Origin of the sequence: Klebsiella africana (assembly GCF_020526085.1) — a bacterium.
Classification (GTDB): domain Bacteria; phylum Pseudomonadota; class Gammaproteobacteria; order Enterobacterales; family Enterobacteriaceae; genus Klebsiella; species Klebsiella africana.
The window spans coordinates 4,202,032-4,219,349 of record NZ_CP084874.1 but is presented as its reverse complement, the minus strand read 5'-3'; the positions used below and the strand labels follow the sequence as shown (position 1 = coordinate 4,219,349).

Genomic DNA, 17,318 nt, shown 5'->3' with positions numbered 1-17,318 from the left:
CCATGCTGGGTTTGAAACGGGTTCACCATATTGCCATCATTGCGACTGACTACGCCCGCAGTAAAGCATTCTATTGCGATATTCTGGGGTTTACGCTGCAAAGCGAGTTCTATCGCGCCGAGCGCGACTCCTGGAAGGGCGATCTGGCGCTAAACGGCGAGTACGTGATTGAGCTGTTCTCGTTCCCGTTTCCGCCGGCCCGACCCAGTCGACCGGAAGCCTGCGGGCTGCGTCATCTGGCCTTTAGCGTGGATGATATCGACGCTGCGGTAGCGCATCTCACCGCGCATGGCGTCGAGTGCGAAGCGATTCGCGTCGATCCCTTTACCGGTAAACGCTTTACCTTCTTTAACGATCCGGACGACCTGCCGCTGGAAATATATCAGCAGTAAATCTTGCCAGCGCGACCCTGGCCCGGTAACGTGCCGGGCCATCACTTCTCGGTATGTTCGTGGATATGACGGCTGATATTGCGCATACGCTTCATCCCCATCGCCAGCTGCTGGTGGCCTTCAGCGGCGGTCTGGACTCGACGGTTCTCCTGCACCAGCTGGTGCTGCTGCGGGAGCAGGATCCCTCGCTGACGCTGCGGGCGGTGCATGTTCATCATGGCCTTAGCGCCCACGCAGACGACTGGGTGGCGCACTGTCGTCAGGTTTGCCAGCAGTGGCAGGTGCCGCTGGTAGTGCATCACGTGACGTTAGCCCGGGGCGGGCTGGGCGTCGAGGCCCATGCACGTGCTGCACGCTATCAGGCCTTTCAGGAAACGCTCAACGCTGGCGAGGTGTTAGTGACCGCCCAGCACCAGGACGATCAGTGCGAAACCCTGCTGCTGGCGTTAAAACGCGGCAGCGGTCCTACCGGCCTGTCGGCGATGGCGCCATCCTCTGCCTTTGCCGGCAGTCGACTATTGCGTCCTCTCCTCAATGAAACCCGCGAATCACTACGCCAGTGGGCGCTCGCCTATCAGCTGTCGTGGATTGAAGATGAGAGTAATCAGGATGATACCTATGATCGCAACTTTCTGCGCCTGCGGGTGATCCCGGTGCTGCGTGAGCGTTGGCCGCACTTTAGCGAGGCCGTCGCCCGCAGCGCCAGCCTGTGCGCCGAGCAGGAACAACTGCTGGACGAGATGCTGGCGGCGGAGCTGACGTCGCTGGTGGCCGACGATGGCTCGCTGGCTATCGCGCCGCTGGCGTCGATGAGTCCGCCGCGCCGCGCGGCGCTGCTGCGTCGCTGGCTCGCCGGGCAGCAGGCGCCGATGCCGGCCCGCGAGGTGCCTGAGCGCCTCTGGCATGAGGTGGCGCTGGCGCGGGAAGATGCCAGCCCTTGTCTGCGGCTGGGGGATTTTACCGTCCGCCGTTTTCAGCAGCGCTTGTACTGGGTGAGGTATGTACCTGGGCAGGCGGATAGCGTCCAGCGCTGGCCCGACTGGCGCCAGCCGTTGCGGCTGGCCGACGGTCTCGGTGAGCTGATGCTGCGGCCGGGCGGCAGGCTGCGTCCACCGTCTGCGAACGAACCGATCACAGTCCGCTTTCGCGCCAGCGGCAATCTGCATATCGTTGGGCGCCATGGCGGACGTAAGCTGAAGAAGATCTGGCAGGAGCTGGGCGTTGCTCCATGGCGACGAGACACCACGCCGTTGCTGTTTTACGGCGAAACGCCGATTGCCGCAGCGGACGATCTGTTCGTGACCACAGAAGGTGAAGTGAAGGACGGGGAAGGGGTCAGGCTGACGTGGAGGAAAACGGGCGATTAAGCCCGTTTTTGATTCAGGATTCGCTCACCACCACGGTGCCGATTTCCGGGTGACTGAAGCTGGCGATTTTATCCAGGCGCAGCTCGCGGACATTGCCGGCGAGTTCGACCACCAGATACTCGATATTTTTACGCGAGATTAGATCGCTGGCCTTGGCCTGCAGCTGTTCGCCATCCTTCAGCGCCAGCGTCAGCACCAGGTGATGCTGGCAGGCCAGCTCCAGGTTGTCGTAATCATCGCAGTTAATGGGTTGATAAGTATCATTCATTGACATAATCGCTCACCAGTAAGTTTGCTGCCGCATAAGCGGCCTTTTCCCTGACTGACTCCGAAAGGGCCTCATCCGCCGCAATCTCATTCAATACTTTCAACACGCAACCCAGCGCATCCGGGATATACCCTAAGTCTCCGCTGGCTATTTCCGCATACCGCTTGCGTATTAACTCACAATAGTGGTCCACATGCCCTCCTGTCAGCGTTCTGACTCAACCGTGGGATGCAAGTTTAAGCCTACGAAGATAAACTCTGTTTAGCAAGGGAACTATATCATAGTCATTTAAGCAATTTCAGCAGGATGAAACAGGTTGCTGCGATTGACGACAGCCTTTTGCCGCCAGTTTCGCTACAATGTACGCCATTTTTTTCAGGAGTTTATTCATGGCGCTAAAAGCGACGATATATAAAGCCGCGGTGAATGTAGCCGATCTGGATCGCAACCAGTTTCTGGATGCTAACCTGACGCTGGCGCAGCATCCGTCAGAAACCCAGGAGCGCATGATGCTGCGCCTGCTGGCGTGGATCAAATATGCCGATGAACGGCTGCAGTTTACCCGCGGCCTGTCGTCGGAAGACGAGCCGGAGCTGTGGCAGCTTAACGATCATCTCGGGGTCGATCTGTGGATCGAGCTGGGGCTTCCGGATGAGCGGCGGATTAAGAAAGCCTGTTCACGGGCGCAGGCGGTGGCGCTGTTTGCCTATAATAGCCGGGCAGCTGAAATCTGGTGGCAGCAGAATCAGAACAAGCTTGCGGCGTACCCGAAGCTGACCATCTGGTATCTTGATGACGCGCAACTGGCACAGCTTAGCGCCTTTGCCGACCGTACCATGACGCTGCAGGCCACCCTGCAGGACGGTAGTATCTGGTTATCCGATGCTCGGAATAATCTGGAAATTCATTTAACGGCCTGGCAAGCATCAGCATGATTACCATTAGCCGCAGCGTGGCCATTGCCGATAATGAGGTCACGCTGGAAGGTATTCGTGCCCAGGGGGCCGGAGGCCAGCATGTGAACAAAGCGTCGACGGCGATCCATCTCCGCTTTGATATCAAGGCCTCGAGCCTGCCGGCGTTTTACAAAGAGCGCCTGCTCGCCGCCAGCCACCACTTAATTTCTGCTGACGGTGTGGTTATCATTAAGGCTCAGGAATATCGCAGCCAGGAGATGAACCGCGAAGCGGCGATCTCGCGGCTGGTGGCCCTCATAAAAGAATTAACCGCAGTGCAAAAAAGTCGCCGGGAGACGCGACCGACTCGGGCATCCAAAGAGCGACGCCTTGCTTCCAAGGCACAAAAGTCCTCAGTCAAGGCGCTGCGTGGGAAAGTTCGCCAGTGAAGGCGTCGGCGAACGGGTAAAATGGATGATAAGGAAAGCAAAGTGAAGAAAATCGTATTCTCCGTGATAGCGGCCTGTTCGCTGTTCGCGCTGTTTGGTTGTAACCATCGCGCCGAGACTGACACGGTCCAACCGTCGGCGATGGAAGAGCTCAAGCCGATGCAGCAAAGCTGGCGCGGCGTGCTGCCTTGCGCGGATTGCGAAGGCATCGACACCTCACTATTCCTGGAAAAAGACGGAACCTGGGTGATGAACGAGCACTACCTGGGGGCCCGTCGTGAACCGTCATCCTTTGCCTCTTATGGCACCTGGGCGCGTACCGCGGATAAACTGGTGCTGACCGACAGCAAAGGCGAGAAATCTTACTTTCGCGCGAAGGGCGACAAGCTGGAGATGCTTGACCGCAACGGGAGCCCCGTTCAGTCTCCTCTCAACTATACCCTGGAGCCAGTGAAGGCCAGTCTACCGATCACCCCGATGGCGATGCGCGGTATGTATTTCTATATGGCCGATGCGGCAACCTTTACCGATTGCGCGACCGGTAAACGCGTCGCGGTGGCGAACAATGCCCAGCTTGAGCGGGATTATGCTGCTGCCCGCGGCAATGATTCACGACCGGTGCTGCTGGTGGTGGAGGGGCACTTTACCCTCGAGGCGAACCCGGACACCGGCGAAATGATGAAAACGCTGATGACGGATCAAGCCGGCAAATTTATTCCCGGTAAAGACTGCAGCCATTGATTGTCAGGCCCCTGTCCGGTAACGGGCAGGGGATGATCCCGCGCAGTACCACCTACTTACTCCTGTTATTAGCCCTGTCACATCAAGAGTGAGCGTGGATCTGGCTGGCGGAAAAGCGTCAATCGTTTCTTTACTCCGCACTGTCCTTCGGTTTGTTCAGCCCTACCAGCTTACCGGCCTGAAGATAAACTCCCAGTTTCAAATGTCCGACATACTCTAGCTGCGTTTCGGGTTTAAACGTGGCGACGTCTCCTTCCCGCATGTGCAGCAGATCGGAAGGACTGATCCACGCCGCCTGCGCGAGCGTCAGCGGATGCCCGGCTCTGACGAAGGCCTCGCTGACAAACTCCGAGCAAAACCACGCTTTCTTGTCGGCGCTTGCCGCATCGCCCAGCTGCGCTTTGGCCAGGCCGCTGACGCACTGTTGGCGAAAGTTTCGTGAGAAGGGGTTAAGCGAGCAGAGCGGTTTGGTGACCATATAAGGGATAAACTGAATAATGCCGCGATAGTTATACCCGCTGTCTTTGACCTGCCAGGCAAAACTTTTCATCGCCGTTGCCTGGTCCGGCGTCAGGTCAGGCACCCTGAGAGCAAAGAGTTTATCGCTGTGCGCCAGCGCCTGTTGAAGGGTAATCACTTGTACGCCGGCGCCGGTGGCTTCCGCAACCTGACCTTCGCCAAGATACAGTGCGACGTGGCTTACAGAAGAGGCGCTGAAGGCGCGGATCCCAAGCGAAGTGACGCCCAGGCTGGAGGAGAACAGCAGGTCGCCGGAGCGCAGGTCGCTTTCGGCGATTTCGCGCAGTCCGCTACCGGCAATCGAGCTTTGACGCTGGAGGGTAATAGCCCAGGATGATGAATGGTCATCGGTAGCAGATGTGGAAGGGAAGCTACGGCCAACGTCCAGGGTACAGGCGGTAAGCAGGAGCAGGGCAAAAGTAAGCAGTCCGCTGCGGAGGAGATGTGCAGTCATGGGTACTGTCCTTGTAAAAAAAAGGCCCTGACATCCGTTCAGGGCCCTGGGGTGGGTGTTAGCCTTTTATCGCTTTAACCAGATATTCCACAATATCGCCGGTCTTAATCAGCTGCTTCTCACCGTTGCGACGATATTTGTATTCGATATCATCGTTGTCGAGGTTCCGATCGCCCAGCACGATGGTGTGCGGAATGCCGATCAGCTCCATATCGGCGAACATGACGCCCGGACGCTCCTTACGATCGTCCATCAGCACTTCAATACCCTGGGCGCTCAGCTCGGCGTACAGTTTTTCCGCCAGCTCCTGCACACGGTAAGATTTGTGCATGTTCATCGGCAGGATCGCTACCTGGAACGGCGCAATCGCATCCGGCCAGACGATACCGCGATCGTCAAAGTTCTGCTCAATCGCTGCCGCTACCACGCGAGTCACCCCGATACCATAGCAGCCCATGGTCAGGATCTGGTTACGGCCATCTTCGCCCTGAACCGCGGCTTTCATCGCCTCGGAGTACTTCGTCCCCAGCTGGAAGATATGACCCACTTCGATACCGCGTTTGATAAGCAGGGTACCTTTACCGTCCGGGCTCGGGTCGCCGGCGACGACGTTACGGATATCGGCGACTTCCGGGGTGGCGACATCGCGGTCCCAGTTGATGCCGAAGTAGTGTTTGCCATCAATGTTGGCGCCAGCGGCGAAATCGCTCATCACTGCTACAGTACGGTCGATAATCACCGGAACCGGCATGTTCACCGGGCCCAGGGATCCCGGACCGGCGTTCACCAGGGCGCGGATCTCTTCTTCGGTGGCGAAGGTCAGCGGGCTGGCGACCTGCGGCAGTTTTTCCGCTTTCACTTCGTTCAGCTCGTGATCGCCGCGCACCAGCAGGGCAACCAGCGGGGAAGCGCTATCTTCAACCGCTTTCACCAGCAGGGTTTTCACCGTTTTTTCGATCGGCAGGTTGAACTGCTCCACCAGCTCGGCGATGGTTTTGGCGTTCGGCGTATCGACCAGGGTCATCTCCTGGGTGGCGGCGGCGCGCGGCTCTTTCGGCGCAACGGCTTCGGCAAACTCGATGTTTGCCGCGTAGTCGGAACTGTCGGAGAAGATCACATCGTCTTCACCGCTCTGCGCCAGCACCTGGAATTCATGGGAGGCGCTGCCGCCGATAGAACCGGTGTCAGCCTGTACCGCGCGGAAATCCAGCCCCATACGGCTGAAGATTTTGCTGTAAGCGGCATACATCGCGTCGTAGGTTTCCTGCAGCGATTCCTGCGAAGTATGGAAAGAGTAGGCATCTTTCATCAGGAATTCACGGGAGCGCATCACACCGAAACGCGGGCGCACTTCATCGCGGAATTTGGTCTGGATCTGATAGAAGTTCAGCGGCAGCTGTTTATAGGAGTTCAGCTCGTTGCGGATCAGATCGGTAATAACCTCTTCGTGGGTTGGACCGAGGACGAACGGACGATCGCCGCGATCGGCAATGCGCAGTAGTTCCGGGCCGTACTGCTCCCAGCGACCGCTCTCCTGCCACAGTTCAGAAGGCTGAACGACCGGCATTAACACCTCGATCGCACCGGCGTTGTTCATCTCTTCACGCACGATGTTTTCGACTTTTTTCAGGACGCGCACGCCGGTCGGCAGCCAGGTATATAACCCGGAGGCCAGCTTGCGGATCATCCCGGCGCGCAGCATCAGCTGGTGGCTGATTACCTCGGCGTCGGCAGGTGTCTCCTTCAGAGTGGAGAGCAGATATTGGCTAGTACGCATGTTGTAACGGTTCCAGTTAAACGAGCGGAACAGGCTGGTTGCCCAGCCTGAAACAAAAAAGTGGTTTAGTTTACCAGTGTGGCAAAGATGCCAAAAGAGAGGAAAATAAAATTAGCGTGCTTCGAGGGCAAAGACTTCAAAACCAGAGGCAATCACCCGCCAGCGGACGTTGAAATCCAGCAGCCAGACGGCATACGTTTTTCCTGCTTGTTCCTCTTTTCGGTAGGCCGGACGCGGATCCTGCGCCAGCACCTCGCGGATAAACGCTTTGATATGTGGGTAGCGTTTTTCCAGCGTGAGTAACTGTGCGTCTATTTCCGGCGTAAAGCTGACGTTCATACCCGCCAGCGGCGCCTGCTGCGCATAGCTGGCGCTGGCGTCCGGCAGGGCTTCGGCGAAAGGAAGATACGGTTTGATATCAACCACCGGCGTCCCGTCGACGAGATCGAGGCTGCCGAGTTCCAGTATTACCTGATCTTTCTGACAGCGAATGCCCTTGAGCTCAACGAGCGACATGCCGATGGGATTAGGGCGAAACGTTGAACGGGTGGCGAAGACGCCCATCCGCGCATTGCCGCCCAGTCGGGGAGGTCGCACCGTCGGACGCCAACCGCCTTCCATTGTCTGATGAAACACAAACAGGATCCACAGATGGCTGAAGCTCTCCAGGCCACGCACGGCGTCGGCCTGGTTATAGGGCGCGACCAGATGAAGTTCTCCGCCGCCGTGTTTCACCAGGCCTGGCTGGCGAGGAACGGCAAACTTCTCTTTATACGGCGAACGGATGACGCCTATCTGCGCGAACTGAAATGCGCTCATTGCGCCGAGACGTTAAGCGCTGAACCCAGGCAAACGGCCTGACGGTAGCAGCCTGGCGTACCGCTGGTCACTTCGCAGCGGTGAAGCAGGACAGCATTGGCTTTCATACGCGCAGCATTAATCTGCAGGCGCTTGCGCGCGGTGGGGATATTCGGCGGAGAATCCTGATTCGAGGCCTGGCAGGACTCGCCAGACACTTCACCCAGATCGCGGAACGGTTTACCTACCAGTTCTGACGCATCGGTGTAAATACGTACCGGCGCCGGGCGGGTGGCGCGTGGTTTGCTTGGCTCCGATTTAACCGGGGGGGTTGCAGTGCTTTGAGCAGGTTCAACGGGAGATCTGCTTAGCATGGAACAACCGCTTAACATGAGTGCTAACAAACAGATCGGTAAAGCACGCATAGTATTTCCTCAATGAATAAAAAACAGGGCGTTATTGAATCAGGTGCTTGCATAAATGACAAGACGGGCGTGAAGCCCGTCCTGAATGATATTACGGTGAGAAAAGATTACCAGCCTTTCACGGCACCGCCGTTAAAGATCTTGTTCGCTGCTTCGTAAACTTCATCGCTCTGGTAAGCCTGAACGAATTTCTTCACATTCTCAGCATCTTTATTGTCTTCACGCGCCACAATCAGGTTCACGTAAGGAGACTCTTTGCCTTCAACAAAGATGCCGTCTTTCGCCGGGGTCAGGCCAATCTGGCTGGCGTAAGTGGTATTAATGACGGCCAGCGCAATCTGCGCATCGTCCAGAGAACGCGGCAGCTGTGGCGCTTCCAGCTCAACAATCTTCAGATTTTTCGGGTTCTCGACGATGTCCAGCGAGGTCGGCAGCAGGCCCACGCCGTCTTTCAGTTTGATCAGCCCCACCTGCTGCAGCAGCAGCAGGGAACGACCGAGGTTGGTCGGATCGTTCGGGACGGCGATCTGCGAGCCCGGCTGCAGTTCGTCCAGCGATTTGATTTTCTTCGAATAACCCGCGATTGGGTAGACGAAGGTGTTGCCGACAGCCACCAGCTTATAGCCGCGGTCTTTAATCTGTTGATCGAGGTACGGTTTATGCTGGAAAGCGTTCACGTCGATATCGCCTTTGCTCAGCGCTTCGTTTGGCAGCACGTAATCGTTGAAGGTCACCAGTTCAACGTCAAGGCCATACTTCTCTTTTGCTACTTTCTGCGCAACTTCCGCGACCTGCTGTTCCGCCCCGACGATAACGCCGACTTTAATATGATTCGGATCTTTTTCATCCTGACCGCAACCCACCAGCGCCAGAGAACCGATTAACGCGCCAACTGCCGCAAAGGTTTTGAAATTAAAGGCCATGTTATTTCCTTCCTGTAAGAATGAGTGTTGTCTGCCAATAACGTTATTTGTGAGTCACAGCCCGGACGATGCGATCGCCAGAGAATTGAATTAAATAAACCAGAACAACCAGCAATACCAGTACGGTATTCATCACGGTGGCGTTATAGCCGATATAGCCATACTGATAACCAATCTGCCCCAGGCCACCAGCGCCCACCGCGCCGCCCATGGCGGAGTAGCCCACCAGCGTGATGAGCGTGATGGTGGCGGCGTTGACCAGACCTGGCAGCGCTTCAGGCAGCAGGACTTTGCGCACGATCTGCAGCGGTGTGGCACCCATCGCGCGGGAGGCTTCGATAAGGCCGGTGGGGATCTCCAGCAGGGCGTTCTCCACCATGCGGGCGATAAACGGCGCGGCGCCAACCGTTAATGGCACAATCGCTGCCTGCAGGCCGATAGAAGTACCGACGATCACGCGGGTAAATGGAATCATCCAGACCAGCAGGATAATGAACGGGATGGAGCGGAAAATATTCACCAGTGCTGACAGCGTGCGGTACAGTTTGGCATTGGCGACGATTTGCCCCGGACGGGTCACGTACAGCAGCACGCCCACCGGCAGGCCGAGGACAAAACCGAAGAAGCCAGAGACAAAAGTCATTGCCAGCGTTTCCCATACGCCGCGCAACAGCAGCCACATCATTGCCTCAGACATAACCCAATACCTCTACTTTTACATGATGTTCCTGCAGCCAGGCGATGGCCGCCTGAGTGTCTTCCTGTGTACCGTGCATTTCGGTGAGCATGATGCCGAACTTCACCCCGCCGGCATAATCCATCTGCGCGCTGATAATGTTGTTATTCACGTTGAAGCGACGCGCGGTTTCAGAGAGCAGCGGCGCATCGACGGAGTGGCCGGTAAATTCCATGCGCAGCATCGGCACGCTATCCGCTATGGCGGTAGGTTTCAGGCGCGCCTGGTAGTCATCCGGAATGTCGAGGTGCAGCGTGGACTGAATGAATTGCTGAGCCAGCGGCGTCTTCGGATGGGAGAAGACTTCGCTCACCGTATCCTGCTCGATCAGTTGACCGTTGCTAATGACCGCCACGCAGTCGCAGATGCGCTTCACCACATCCATTTCATGGGTGATCAGCAGAATGGTCAGTCCCAGGCGACGGTTAATGTCTTTCAGCAGTTCGAGAATGGAACGGGTCGTGGCCGGGTCCAGGGCGCTGGTGGCTTCATCGCACAGCAATACTTTAGGGTTGCTGGCCAGCGCGCGGGCAATAGCGACGCGCTGTTTCTGGCCGCCGGAGAGATTGGCCGGGTAGCTGTCGTGCTTATCACCCAGGCCGACAAGATCCAGCAGCTCAGTGACACGGCGTTTGATTTCAGCCTGCGGCGTGTTATCCAGCTCCAGGGGTAATGCCACGTTGCCGAAAACGGTCCGCGAGGCCAACAGGTTAAAATGCTGGAAAATCATGCCAATTTGACGGCGAGCGCGGGTTAGCTCTTTTTCTGACAGGGCAGTCAGCTCCTGACCGTCAACCTGTACGCTGCCCTCGGTCGGGCGCTCCAGCAGGTTAACGCAGCGAATCAACGTACTTTTACCAGCGCCGGAGGCACCGATGACGCCGTAAATCTGTCCGGCAGGGACATGCAGGCTGACGTTATTCAGCGCCTGAATGCTGCGATTCCCCTGCTGGAATACTTTGGTGATATTGGAAAGTTTAATCATCAGTTATTTATTATCGTTTAGCCGTTTGCCGTGGCATTTTCTTCTGCCGTATCCAGGCGATGCCTGGCAATGAAATGGATGTTAAGGCATCCAGACGTCTAAATCAATCTGACTCTTTATAATGAGCACTTTCTTGCATGCGGAAACATGCGATACTAGCGGCACTAGCCTTTTTCAGGAGCAAACCGGTGGCAAAGTCAGTACCCGCAATTTTTCTCGACCGTGACGGCACTATTAATGTCGATCATGGCTACGTCCACGAAATCGACAATTTTGAATTTATCGATGGCGTCATTGACGCGATGCGCGAACTAAAAGAGATGGGCTACGCGCTGGTGCTGGTCACTAACCAGTCCGGTATTGCCCGCGGTAAATTTACCGAAGCCCAGTTTGAAACGCTGACCGAATGGATGGACTGGTCTCTGGCAGACCGTGGCGTCGACCTGGACGGTATCTATTATTGCCCGCATCACCCGCAGGGTGCGATGGAGGAGTACCGTCAGACCTGTGATTGTCGTAAACCGCATCCGGGGATGTTGATCTCCGCCCGCGATTATCTGCATATCGATATGGCTGCTTCTTATATGGTAGGGGACAAACTGGAAGATATGCAGGCGGCAGCGGCTGCGGATGTCGGTACTAAAGTGCTGGTGCGTACCGGTAAGCCCCTGACTAAAGAAGCGGAAAAAGCGGCTGACTGGGTGCTAAATAGCCTGGCAGAGCTGCCGGCGGCGATTAAAAAGCAGCAAAAATAAGCGTTGCGTTTAAAAGATGAGCGGTTGAAATAAAATTGTATTTTTCCGCTTGTCATTCCCGGAGAGCTCCCTATAATGCGCCTCCATCGACACGGCGGATGTGAATCACTTCACACAAACAGCCGGTTCGGTTGAAGAGAAAAATCCTGAAATTCAGGGTTGACTCTGAAAGAGGAAAGCGTAATATACGCCACCTCGCGACAGAGCGCTAAAGCGCGTCGCAACTGCTCTTTAACAATTTATCAGACAATCTGTGTGGGCACTCAAAGTGACATGGATTCTTAACGTCCTCGGACGAAAAATGAATACCAAGTCTCTGAGTGAACATGCGTAATTCATTACGAAGTTTAATTCACGAGCATCAAACTTAAATTGAAGAGTTTGATCATGGCTCAGATTGAACGCTGGCGGCAGGCCTAACACATGCAAGTCGAGCGGTAGCACAGAGAGCTTGCTCTCGGGTGACGAGCGGCGGACGGGTGAGTAATGTCTGGGAAACTGCCTGATGGAGGGGGATAACTACTGGAAACGGTAGCTAATACCGCATAACGTCGCAAGACCAAAGTGGGGGACCTTCGGGCCTCATGCCATCAGATGTGCCCAGATGGGATTAGCTAGTAGGTGGGGTAACGGCTCACCTAGGCGACGATCCCTAGCTGGTCTGAGAGGATGACCAGCCACACTGGAACTGAGACACGGTCCAGACTCCTACGGGAGGCAGCAGTGGGGAATATTGCACAATGGGCGCAAGCCTGATGCAGCCATGCCGCGTGTGTGAAGAAGGCCTTCGGGTTGTAAAGCACTTTCAGCGGGGAGGAAGGCAATAAGGTTAATAACCTTGTTGATTGACGTTACCCGCAGAAGAAGCACCGGCTAACTCCGTGCCAGCAGCCGCGGTAATACGGAGGGTGCAAGCGTTAATCGGAATTACTGGGCGTAAAGCGCACGCAGGCGGTCTGTCAAGTCGGATGTGAAATCCCCGGGCTCAACCTGGGAACTGCATTCGAAACTGGCAGGCTAGAGTCTTGTAGAGGGGGGTAGAATTCCAGGTGTAGCGGTGAAATGCGTAGAGATCTGGAGGAATACCGGTGGCGAAGGCGGCCCCCTGGACAAAGACTGACGCTCAGGTGCGAAAGCGTGGGGAGCAAACAGGATTAGATACCCTGGTAGTCCACGCCGTAAACGATGTCGATTTGGAGGTTGTGCCCTTGAGGCGTGGCTTCCGGAGCTAACGCGTTAAATCGACCGCCTGGGGAGTACGGCCGCAAGGTTAAAACTCAAATGAATTGACGGGGGCCCGCACAAGCGGTGGAGCATGTGGTTTAATTCGATGCAACGCGAAGAACCTTACCTGGTCTTGACATCCACAGAACTTAGCAGAGATGCTTTGGTGCCTTCGGGAACTGTGAGACAGGTGCTGCATGGCTGTCGTCAGCTCGTGTTGTGAAATGTTGGGTTAAGTCCCGCAACGAGCGCAACCCTTATCCTTTGTTGCCAGCGGTCCGGCCGGGAACTCAAAGGAGACTGCCAGTGATAAACTGGAGGAAGGTGGGGATGACGTCAAGTCATCATGGCCCTTACGACCAGGGCTACACACGTGCTACAATGGCATATACAAAGAGAAGCGACCTCGCGAGAGCAAGCGGACCTCATAAAGTATGTCGTAGTCCGGATTGGAGTCTGCAACTCGACTCCATGAAGTCGGAATCGCTAGTAATCGTAGATCAGAATGCTACGGTGAATACGTTCCCGGGCCTTGTACACACCGCCCGTCACACCATGGGAGTGGGTTGCAAAAGAAGTAGGTAGCTTAACCTTCGGGAGGGCGCTTACCACTTTGTGATTCATGACTGGGGTGAAGTCGTAACAAGGTAACCGTAGGGGAACCTGCGGTTGGATCACCTCCTTACCTTAAAGAACCTGCCTTTGTAGTGCTCACACAGATTGTCTGATGAAAATAGAGCAGTAAGTAATCTCTGCAGGCTTGTAGCTCAGGTGGTTAGAGCGCACCCCTGATAAGGGTGAGGTCGGTGGTTCAAGTCCACTCAGGCCTACCAAATTCGCTCTCGTGCTTTGTTGTGGCAAAGCTCGCATACTTCAGTATGCTTCGCTTCACCACGCCGCGCCCGAAAACGAATTAAGGTTAAAGAGATTCATTCGATGGGGCTATAGCTCAGCTGGGAGAGCGCCTGCTTTGCACGCAGGAGGTCTGCGGTTCGATCCCGCATAGCTCCACCATCTTTACTGCGAACACAAGAAAACTTCAGAGTGAACCTGAAAAGGTGCACTGCGAAGTTTTGCTCTTTAAAAATCTGGATCAAGCTGAAAATTGAAACGACACACTGTTTAAGTGTGTTCGAGTCTCTCAAATTTTCGCGACACGTTGATGTTTTACGAAACATCTTCGGGTTGTGAGGTTAAGCGACTAAGCGTACACGGTGGATGCCCTGGCAGTCAGAGGCGATGAAGGACGTGCTAATCTGCGAAAAGCGTCGGTAAGGTGATATGAACCGTTATAGCCGGCGATGTCCGAATGGGGAAACCCAGTGTGATTCGTCACACTATCGTTAACTGAATACATAGGTTAACGAGGCGAACCGGGGGAACTGAAACATCTAAGTACCCCGAGGAAAAGAAATCAACCGAGATTCCCCCAGTAGCGGCGAGCGAACGGGGAGCAGCCCAGAGTCTGAATCAGCTTGTGTGTTAGTGGAACGGTCTGGAAAGTCCGACGGTACAGGGTGATAGTCCCGTACACCAAAATGCACAGGTTGTGAACTCGAAGAGTAGGGCGGGACACGTGGTATCCTGTCTGAATATGGGGGGACCATCCTCCAAGGCTAAATACTCCTGACTGACCGATAGTGAACCAGTACCGTGAGGGAAAGGCGAAAAGAACCCCGGCGAGGGGAGTGAAAAAGAACCTGAAACCGTGTACGTACAAGCAGTGGGAGCACCTTCGGGTGTGACTGCGTACCTTTTGTATAATGGGTCAGCGACTTATATTCTGTAGCAAGGTTAACCGTATAGGGGAGCCGCAGGGAAACCGAGTCTTAACTGGGCGTTAAGTTGCAGGGTATAGACCCGAAACCCGGTGATCTAGCCATGGGCAGGTTGAAGGTTGGGTAACACTAACTGGAGGACCGAACCGACTAATGTTGAAAAATTAGCGGATGACTTGTGGCTGGGGGTGAAAGGCCAATCAAACCGGGAGATAGCTGGTTCTCCCCGAAAGCTATTTAGGTAGCGCCTCGTGAATTCATCTTCGGGGGTAGAGCACTGTTTCGGCTAGGGGGTCATCCCGACTTACCAACCCGATGCAAACTACGAATACCGAAGAATGTTATCACGGGAGACACACGGCGGGTGCTAACGTCCGTCGTGAAGAGGGAAACAACCCAGACCGCCAGCTAAGGTCCCAAAGTCATGGTTAAGTGGGAAACGATGTGGGAAGGCCCAGACAGCCAGGATGTTGGCTTAGAAGCAGCCATCATTTAAAGAAAGCGTAATAGCTCACTGGTCGAGTCGGCCTGCGCGGAAGATGTAACGGGGCTAAACCATGCACCGAAGCTGCGGCAGCGACACTATGTGTTGTTGGGTAGGGGAGCGTTCTGTAAGCCTGCGAAGGTGACCTGTGAGGGTTGCTGGAGGTATCAGAAGTGCGAATGCTGACATAAGTAACGATAAAGCGGGTGAAAAGCCCGCTCGCCGGAAGACCAAGGGTTCCTGTCCAACGTTAATCGGGGCAGGGTGAGTCGACCCCTAAGGCGAGGCCGAAAGGCGTAGTCGATGGGAAACAGGTTAATATTCCTGTACTTGGTGTTACTGCGAAGGGGGGACGGAGAAGGCTATGTCATCCGGGCGACGGTTGTCCCGGTTTAAGCATGTAGGCTGGTTATCCAGGCAAATCCGGATAATCAAGGCTGAGGTGTGATGACGAGGTACCACGGTACTGAAGTGACAGATGCCCTGCTTCCAGGAAAAGCCTCTAAGCATCAGGTAACATTAAATCGTACCCCAAACCGACACAGGTGGTCAGGTAGAGAATACCAAGGCGCTTGAGAGAACTCGGGTGAAGGAACTAGGCAAAATGGTGCCGTAACTTCGGGAGAAGGCACGCTGGTGTGTAGGTGAAGTCCCTGCGGACGGAGCTGAGACCAGTCGAAGATACCAGCTGGCTGCAACTGTTTATTAAAAACACAGCACTGTGCAAACACGAAAGTGGACGTATACGGTGTGACGCCTGCCCGGTGCCGGAAGGTTAATTGATGGGGTTATCCGTAAGGAGAAGCTCTTGATCGAAGCCCCGGTAAACGGCGGCCGTAACTATAACGGTCCTAAGGTAGCGAAATTCCTTGTCGGGTAAGTTCCGACCTGCACGAATGGCGTAATGATGGCCAGGCTGTCTCCACCCGAGACTCAGTGAAATTGAACTCGCTGTGAAGATGCAGTGTACCCGCGGCAAGACGGAAAGACCCCGTGAACCTTTACTATAGCTTGACACTGAACATTGAGCCTTGATGTGTAGGATAGGTGGGAGGCTTTGAAGCGTGGACGCCAGTCTGCGTGGAGCCAACCTTGAAATACCACCCTTTAATGTTTGATGTTCTAACGTCGACCCGTAATCCGGGTTGCGGACAGTGTCTGGTGGGTAGTTTGACTGGGGCGGTCTCCTCCCAAAGCGTAACGGAGGAGCACGAAGGTTAGCTAATCCTGGTCGGACATCAGGAGGTTAGTGCAATGGCATAAGCTAGCTTGACTGCGAGCGTGACGGCGCGAGCAGGTGCGAAAGCAGGTCATAGTGATCCGGTGGTTCTGAATGGAAGGGCCATCGCTCAACGGATAAAAGGTACTCCGGGGATAACAGGCTGATACCGCCCAAGAGTTCATATCGACGGCGGTGTTTGGCACCTCGATGTCGGCTCATCACATCCTGGGGCTGAAGTAGGTCCCAAGGGTATGGCTGTTCGCCATTTAAAGTGGTACGCGAGCTGGGTTTAGAACGTCGTGAGACAGTTCGGTCCCTATCTGCCGTGGGCGCTGGAGAATTGAGGGGGGCTGCTCCTAGTACGAGAGGACCGGAGTGGACGCATCACTGGTGTTCGGGTTGTCATGCCAATGGCACTGCCCGGTAGCTAAATGCGGAAGAGATAAGTGCTGAAAGCATCTAAGCACGAAACTTGCCCCGAGATGAGTTCTCCCTGAGACTTTAAGTCTCCTGAAGGAACGTTGAAGACGACGACGTTGATAGGCCGGGTGTGTAAGCGCAGCGATGCGTTGAGCTAACCGGTACTAATGAACCGTGAGGCTTAACCTTACAACGCCGAAGATGTTTTGGCGATTTGAGAGAAGATTTTCAGCTCTGATTCAGAGTCCGAAGGATTTTGCGCTGAGACAAGGCGGCAAACGACACGATGGAAGGAGCATACATAAGTATGTGACTGACACTCGCGAGAGCAGCCAACGCAGTATGAGCGCAAAAGACACAGGACGAGCACAAAGAATTTGCCTGGCGGCACTAGCGCGGTGGTCCCACCTGACCCCATGCCGAACTCAGAAGTGAAACGCCGTAGCGCCGATGGTAGTGTGGGGTCTCCCCATGTGAGAGTAGGGAACTGCCAGGCATCAAATTGCAGTAAGCCGGGGTGACAACCGGTGGTAATAAAGCGAAGAAATTCGGTGGAGCGGTAGTTCAGTCGGTTAGAATACCTGCCTGTCACGCAGGGGGTCGCGGGTTCGAGTCCCGTCCGTTCCGCCACTTATTAAGAGCCCTGAGCATTTGCTCAGGGCTTTTTTGTTTTATCTGTTCTCGATTATTGCTAATTCAGCAAAA

At 55.2% G+C, this 17,318-nt stretch carries 15 protein-coding genes, 3 tRNA genes and 3 rRNA genes; 12 read left to right on the top strand and 9 right to left on the bottom strand.

Annotated elements, in window-relative coordinates; genetic code table 11:
* Window positions 1–2: 2 nt before the first annotated feature.
* Complete coding sequence (locus tag LGL98_RS20415; RefSeq protein WP_004894112.1) at window positions 3–392, top strand: VOC family protein; 390 nt, start codon at window positions 3–5, stop codon at window positions 390–392.
* Between the two features lie 53 nt (window positions 393–445).
* Window positions 446–1,759 carry a tRNA lysidine(34) synthetase TilS gene (gene tilS / locus LGL98_RS20410; protein ID WP_136029084.1) on the top strand — a complete coding sequence of 438 codons (1,314 nt, stop codon included), beginning with the start codon at window positions 446–448 and terminating at the stop codon, window positions 1,757–1,759.
* A gap of 13 nt (window positions 1,760–1,772) precedes the next feature.
* Here the strand turns inward: tilS and rof are convergent, their stop codons facing one another.
* Entirely contained in the window at window positions 1,773–2,033 is a 261-nt protein-coding gene (rof, locus tag LGL98_RS20405) for a Rho-binding antiterminator (protein ID WP_002889424.1), read from the bottom strand.
* Window positions 2,020–2,220: a YaeP family protein gene (locus LGL98_RS20400; protein WP_002889429.1), complete on the bottom strand. Its 201-nt coding sequence runs from the start codon at window positions 2,218–2,220 to the stop codon at window positions 2,020–2,022. The genes rof and LGL98_RS20400 overlap by 14 nt, the downstream gene beginning before the upstream one ends.
* Window positions 2,221–2,416: 196 nt before the next feature.
* On the opposite strand from LGL98_RS20400, the gene LGL98_RS20395 reads away from it, so the two are divergent.
* Genes LGL98_RS20395 through nlpE form a run of 3 tightly spaced genes read left to right on the top strand, consistent with a single transcriptional unit; the run spans window position 2,417 to window position 4,113 of the window.
* Entirely contained in the window at window positions 2,417–2,962 is a 546-nt protein-coding gene (locus tag LGL98_RS20395) for a YaeQ family protein (protein ID WP_136029085.1), read from the top strand.
* A complete protein-coding gene (gene arfB / locus LGL98_RS20390; protein WP_136029088.1) occupies window positions 2,959–3,372 on the top strand; it encodes an alternative ribosome rescue aminoacyl-tRNA hydrolase ArfB in 414 nt (137 codons plus the stop codon). Before LGL98_RS20395 ends, arfB begins: the two co-directional genes overlap by 4 nt.
* 42 nt (window positions 3,373–3,414) lie before the next feature.
* Window positions 3,415–4,113 (top strand): envelope stress response activation lipoprotein NlpE, encoded by a 699-nt coding sequence (gene nlpE / locus LGL98_RS20385; RefSeq protein WP_136029090.1) that lies wholly within the window; start codon window positions 3,415–3,417, stop codon window positions 4,111–4,113.
* Window positions 4,114–4,243: 130 nt separating this feature from the next.
* Here nlpE and LGL98_RS20380 read toward each other — a convergent pair whose 3' ends face one another.
* The 7 genes from LGL98_RS20380 to metN all read right to left on the bottom strand — a co-directional run bounded on the left by LGL98_RS20380 (window position 4,244) and on the right by metN (window position 10,730).
* Entirely contained in the window at window positions 4,244–5,086 is an 843-nt protein-coding gene (locus tag LGL98_RS20380) for a YaeF family permuted papain-like enzyme (RefSeq protein ID WP_136029092.1), read from the bottom strand.
* Between the two features lie 58 nt (window positions 5,087–5,144).
* A complete protein-coding gene (gene proS, locus LGL98_RS20375) occupies window positions 5,145–6,863 on the bottom strand; it encodes a proline--tRNA ligase (protein WP_004151928.1) in 1,719 nt (572 codons plus the stop codon).
* A gap of 111 nt (window positions 6,864–6,974) precedes the next feature.
* Entirely contained in the window at window positions 6,975–7,682 is a 708-nt protein-coding gene (gene tsaA, locus LGL98_RS20370; protein ID WP_004178661.1) for a tRNA (N6-threonylcarbamoyladenosine(37)-N6)-methyltransferase TrmO, read from the bottom strand.
* Complete coding sequence (rcsF, locus tag LGL98_RS20365) at window positions 7,679–8,086, bottom strand: Rcs stress response system protein RcsF (RefSeq protein ID WP_002889443.1); 408 nt, start codon at window positions 8,084–8,086, stop codon at window positions 7,679–7,681. The genes tsaA and rcsF overlap by 4 nt, the downstream gene beginning before the upstream one ends.
* A 107-nt stretch (window positions 8,087–8,193) precedes the next feature.
* Entirely contained in the window at window positions 8,194–9,009 is an 816-nt protein-coding gene (gene metQ / locus LGL98_RS20360) for a methionine ABC transporter substrate-binding lipoprotein MetQ (RefSeq protein WP_002889445.1), read from the bottom strand.
* Window positions 9,010–9,052: 43 nt separating this feature from the next.
* Entirely contained in the window at window positions 9,053–9,706 is a 654-nt protein-coding gene (locus LGL98_RS20355) for a methionine ABC transporter permease MetI (protein ID WP_002889448.1), read from the bottom strand.
* Window positions 9,699–10,730 (bottom strand): methionine ABC transporter ATP-binding protein MetN, encoded by a 1,032-nt coding sequence (gene metN, locus LGL98_RS20350; protein WP_136029094.1) that lies wholly within the window; start codon window positions 10,728–10,730, stop codon window positions 9,699–9,701. Before metN ends, LGL98_RS20355 begins: the two co-directional genes overlap by 8 nt.
* Before the next feature lie 188 nt (window positions 10,731–10,918).
* Here metN and gmhB point away from each other — a divergent pair, with 188 nt between their 5' ends.
* The 7 genes from gmhB to LGL98_RS20315 all read left to right on the top strand — a co-directional run bounded on the left by gmhB (window position 10,919) and on the right by LGL98_RS20315 (window position 17,243).
* Window positions 10,919–11,485 (top strand): D-glycero-beta-D-manno-heptose 1,7-bisphosphate 7-phosphatase, encoded by a 567-nt coding sequence (gene gmhB / locus LGL98_RS20345; protein WP_136029097.1) that lies wholly within the window; start codon window positions 10,919–10,921, stop codon window positions 11,483–11,485.
* A 369-nt stretch (window positions 11,486–11,854) separates the two neighbouring features.
* Window positions 11,855–13,394, top strand: a 16S ribosomal RNA gene (locus tag LGL98_RS20340).
* A gap of 71 nt (window positions 13,395–13,465) precedes the next feature.
* Window positions 13,466–13,542, top strand: a tRNA-Ile gene (locus LGL98_RS20335).
* A gap of 105 nt (window positions 13,543–13,647) precedes the next feature.
* Window positions 13,648–13,723 (top strand) — tRNA-Ala (locus LGL98_RS20330).
* A 177-nt stretch (window positions 13,724–13,900) separates the two neighbouring features.
* A 23S ribosomal RNA gene (locus LGL98_RS20325) occupies window positions 13,901–16,802 on the top strand.
* Between the two features lie 191 nt (window positions 16,803–16,993).
* Window positions 16,994–17,109 (top strand): 5S ribosomal RNA (gene rrf, locus LGL98_RS20320).
* The 16S, 23S and 5S rRNA genes sit together here with 3 tRNA genes alongside, the layout of an rRNA operon.
* Before the next feature lie 57 nt (window positions 17,110–17,166).
* Window positions 17,167–17,243 (top strand) — tRNA-Asp (locus LGL98_RS20315).
* Window positions 17,244–17,318: the final 75 nt, after the last annotated feature.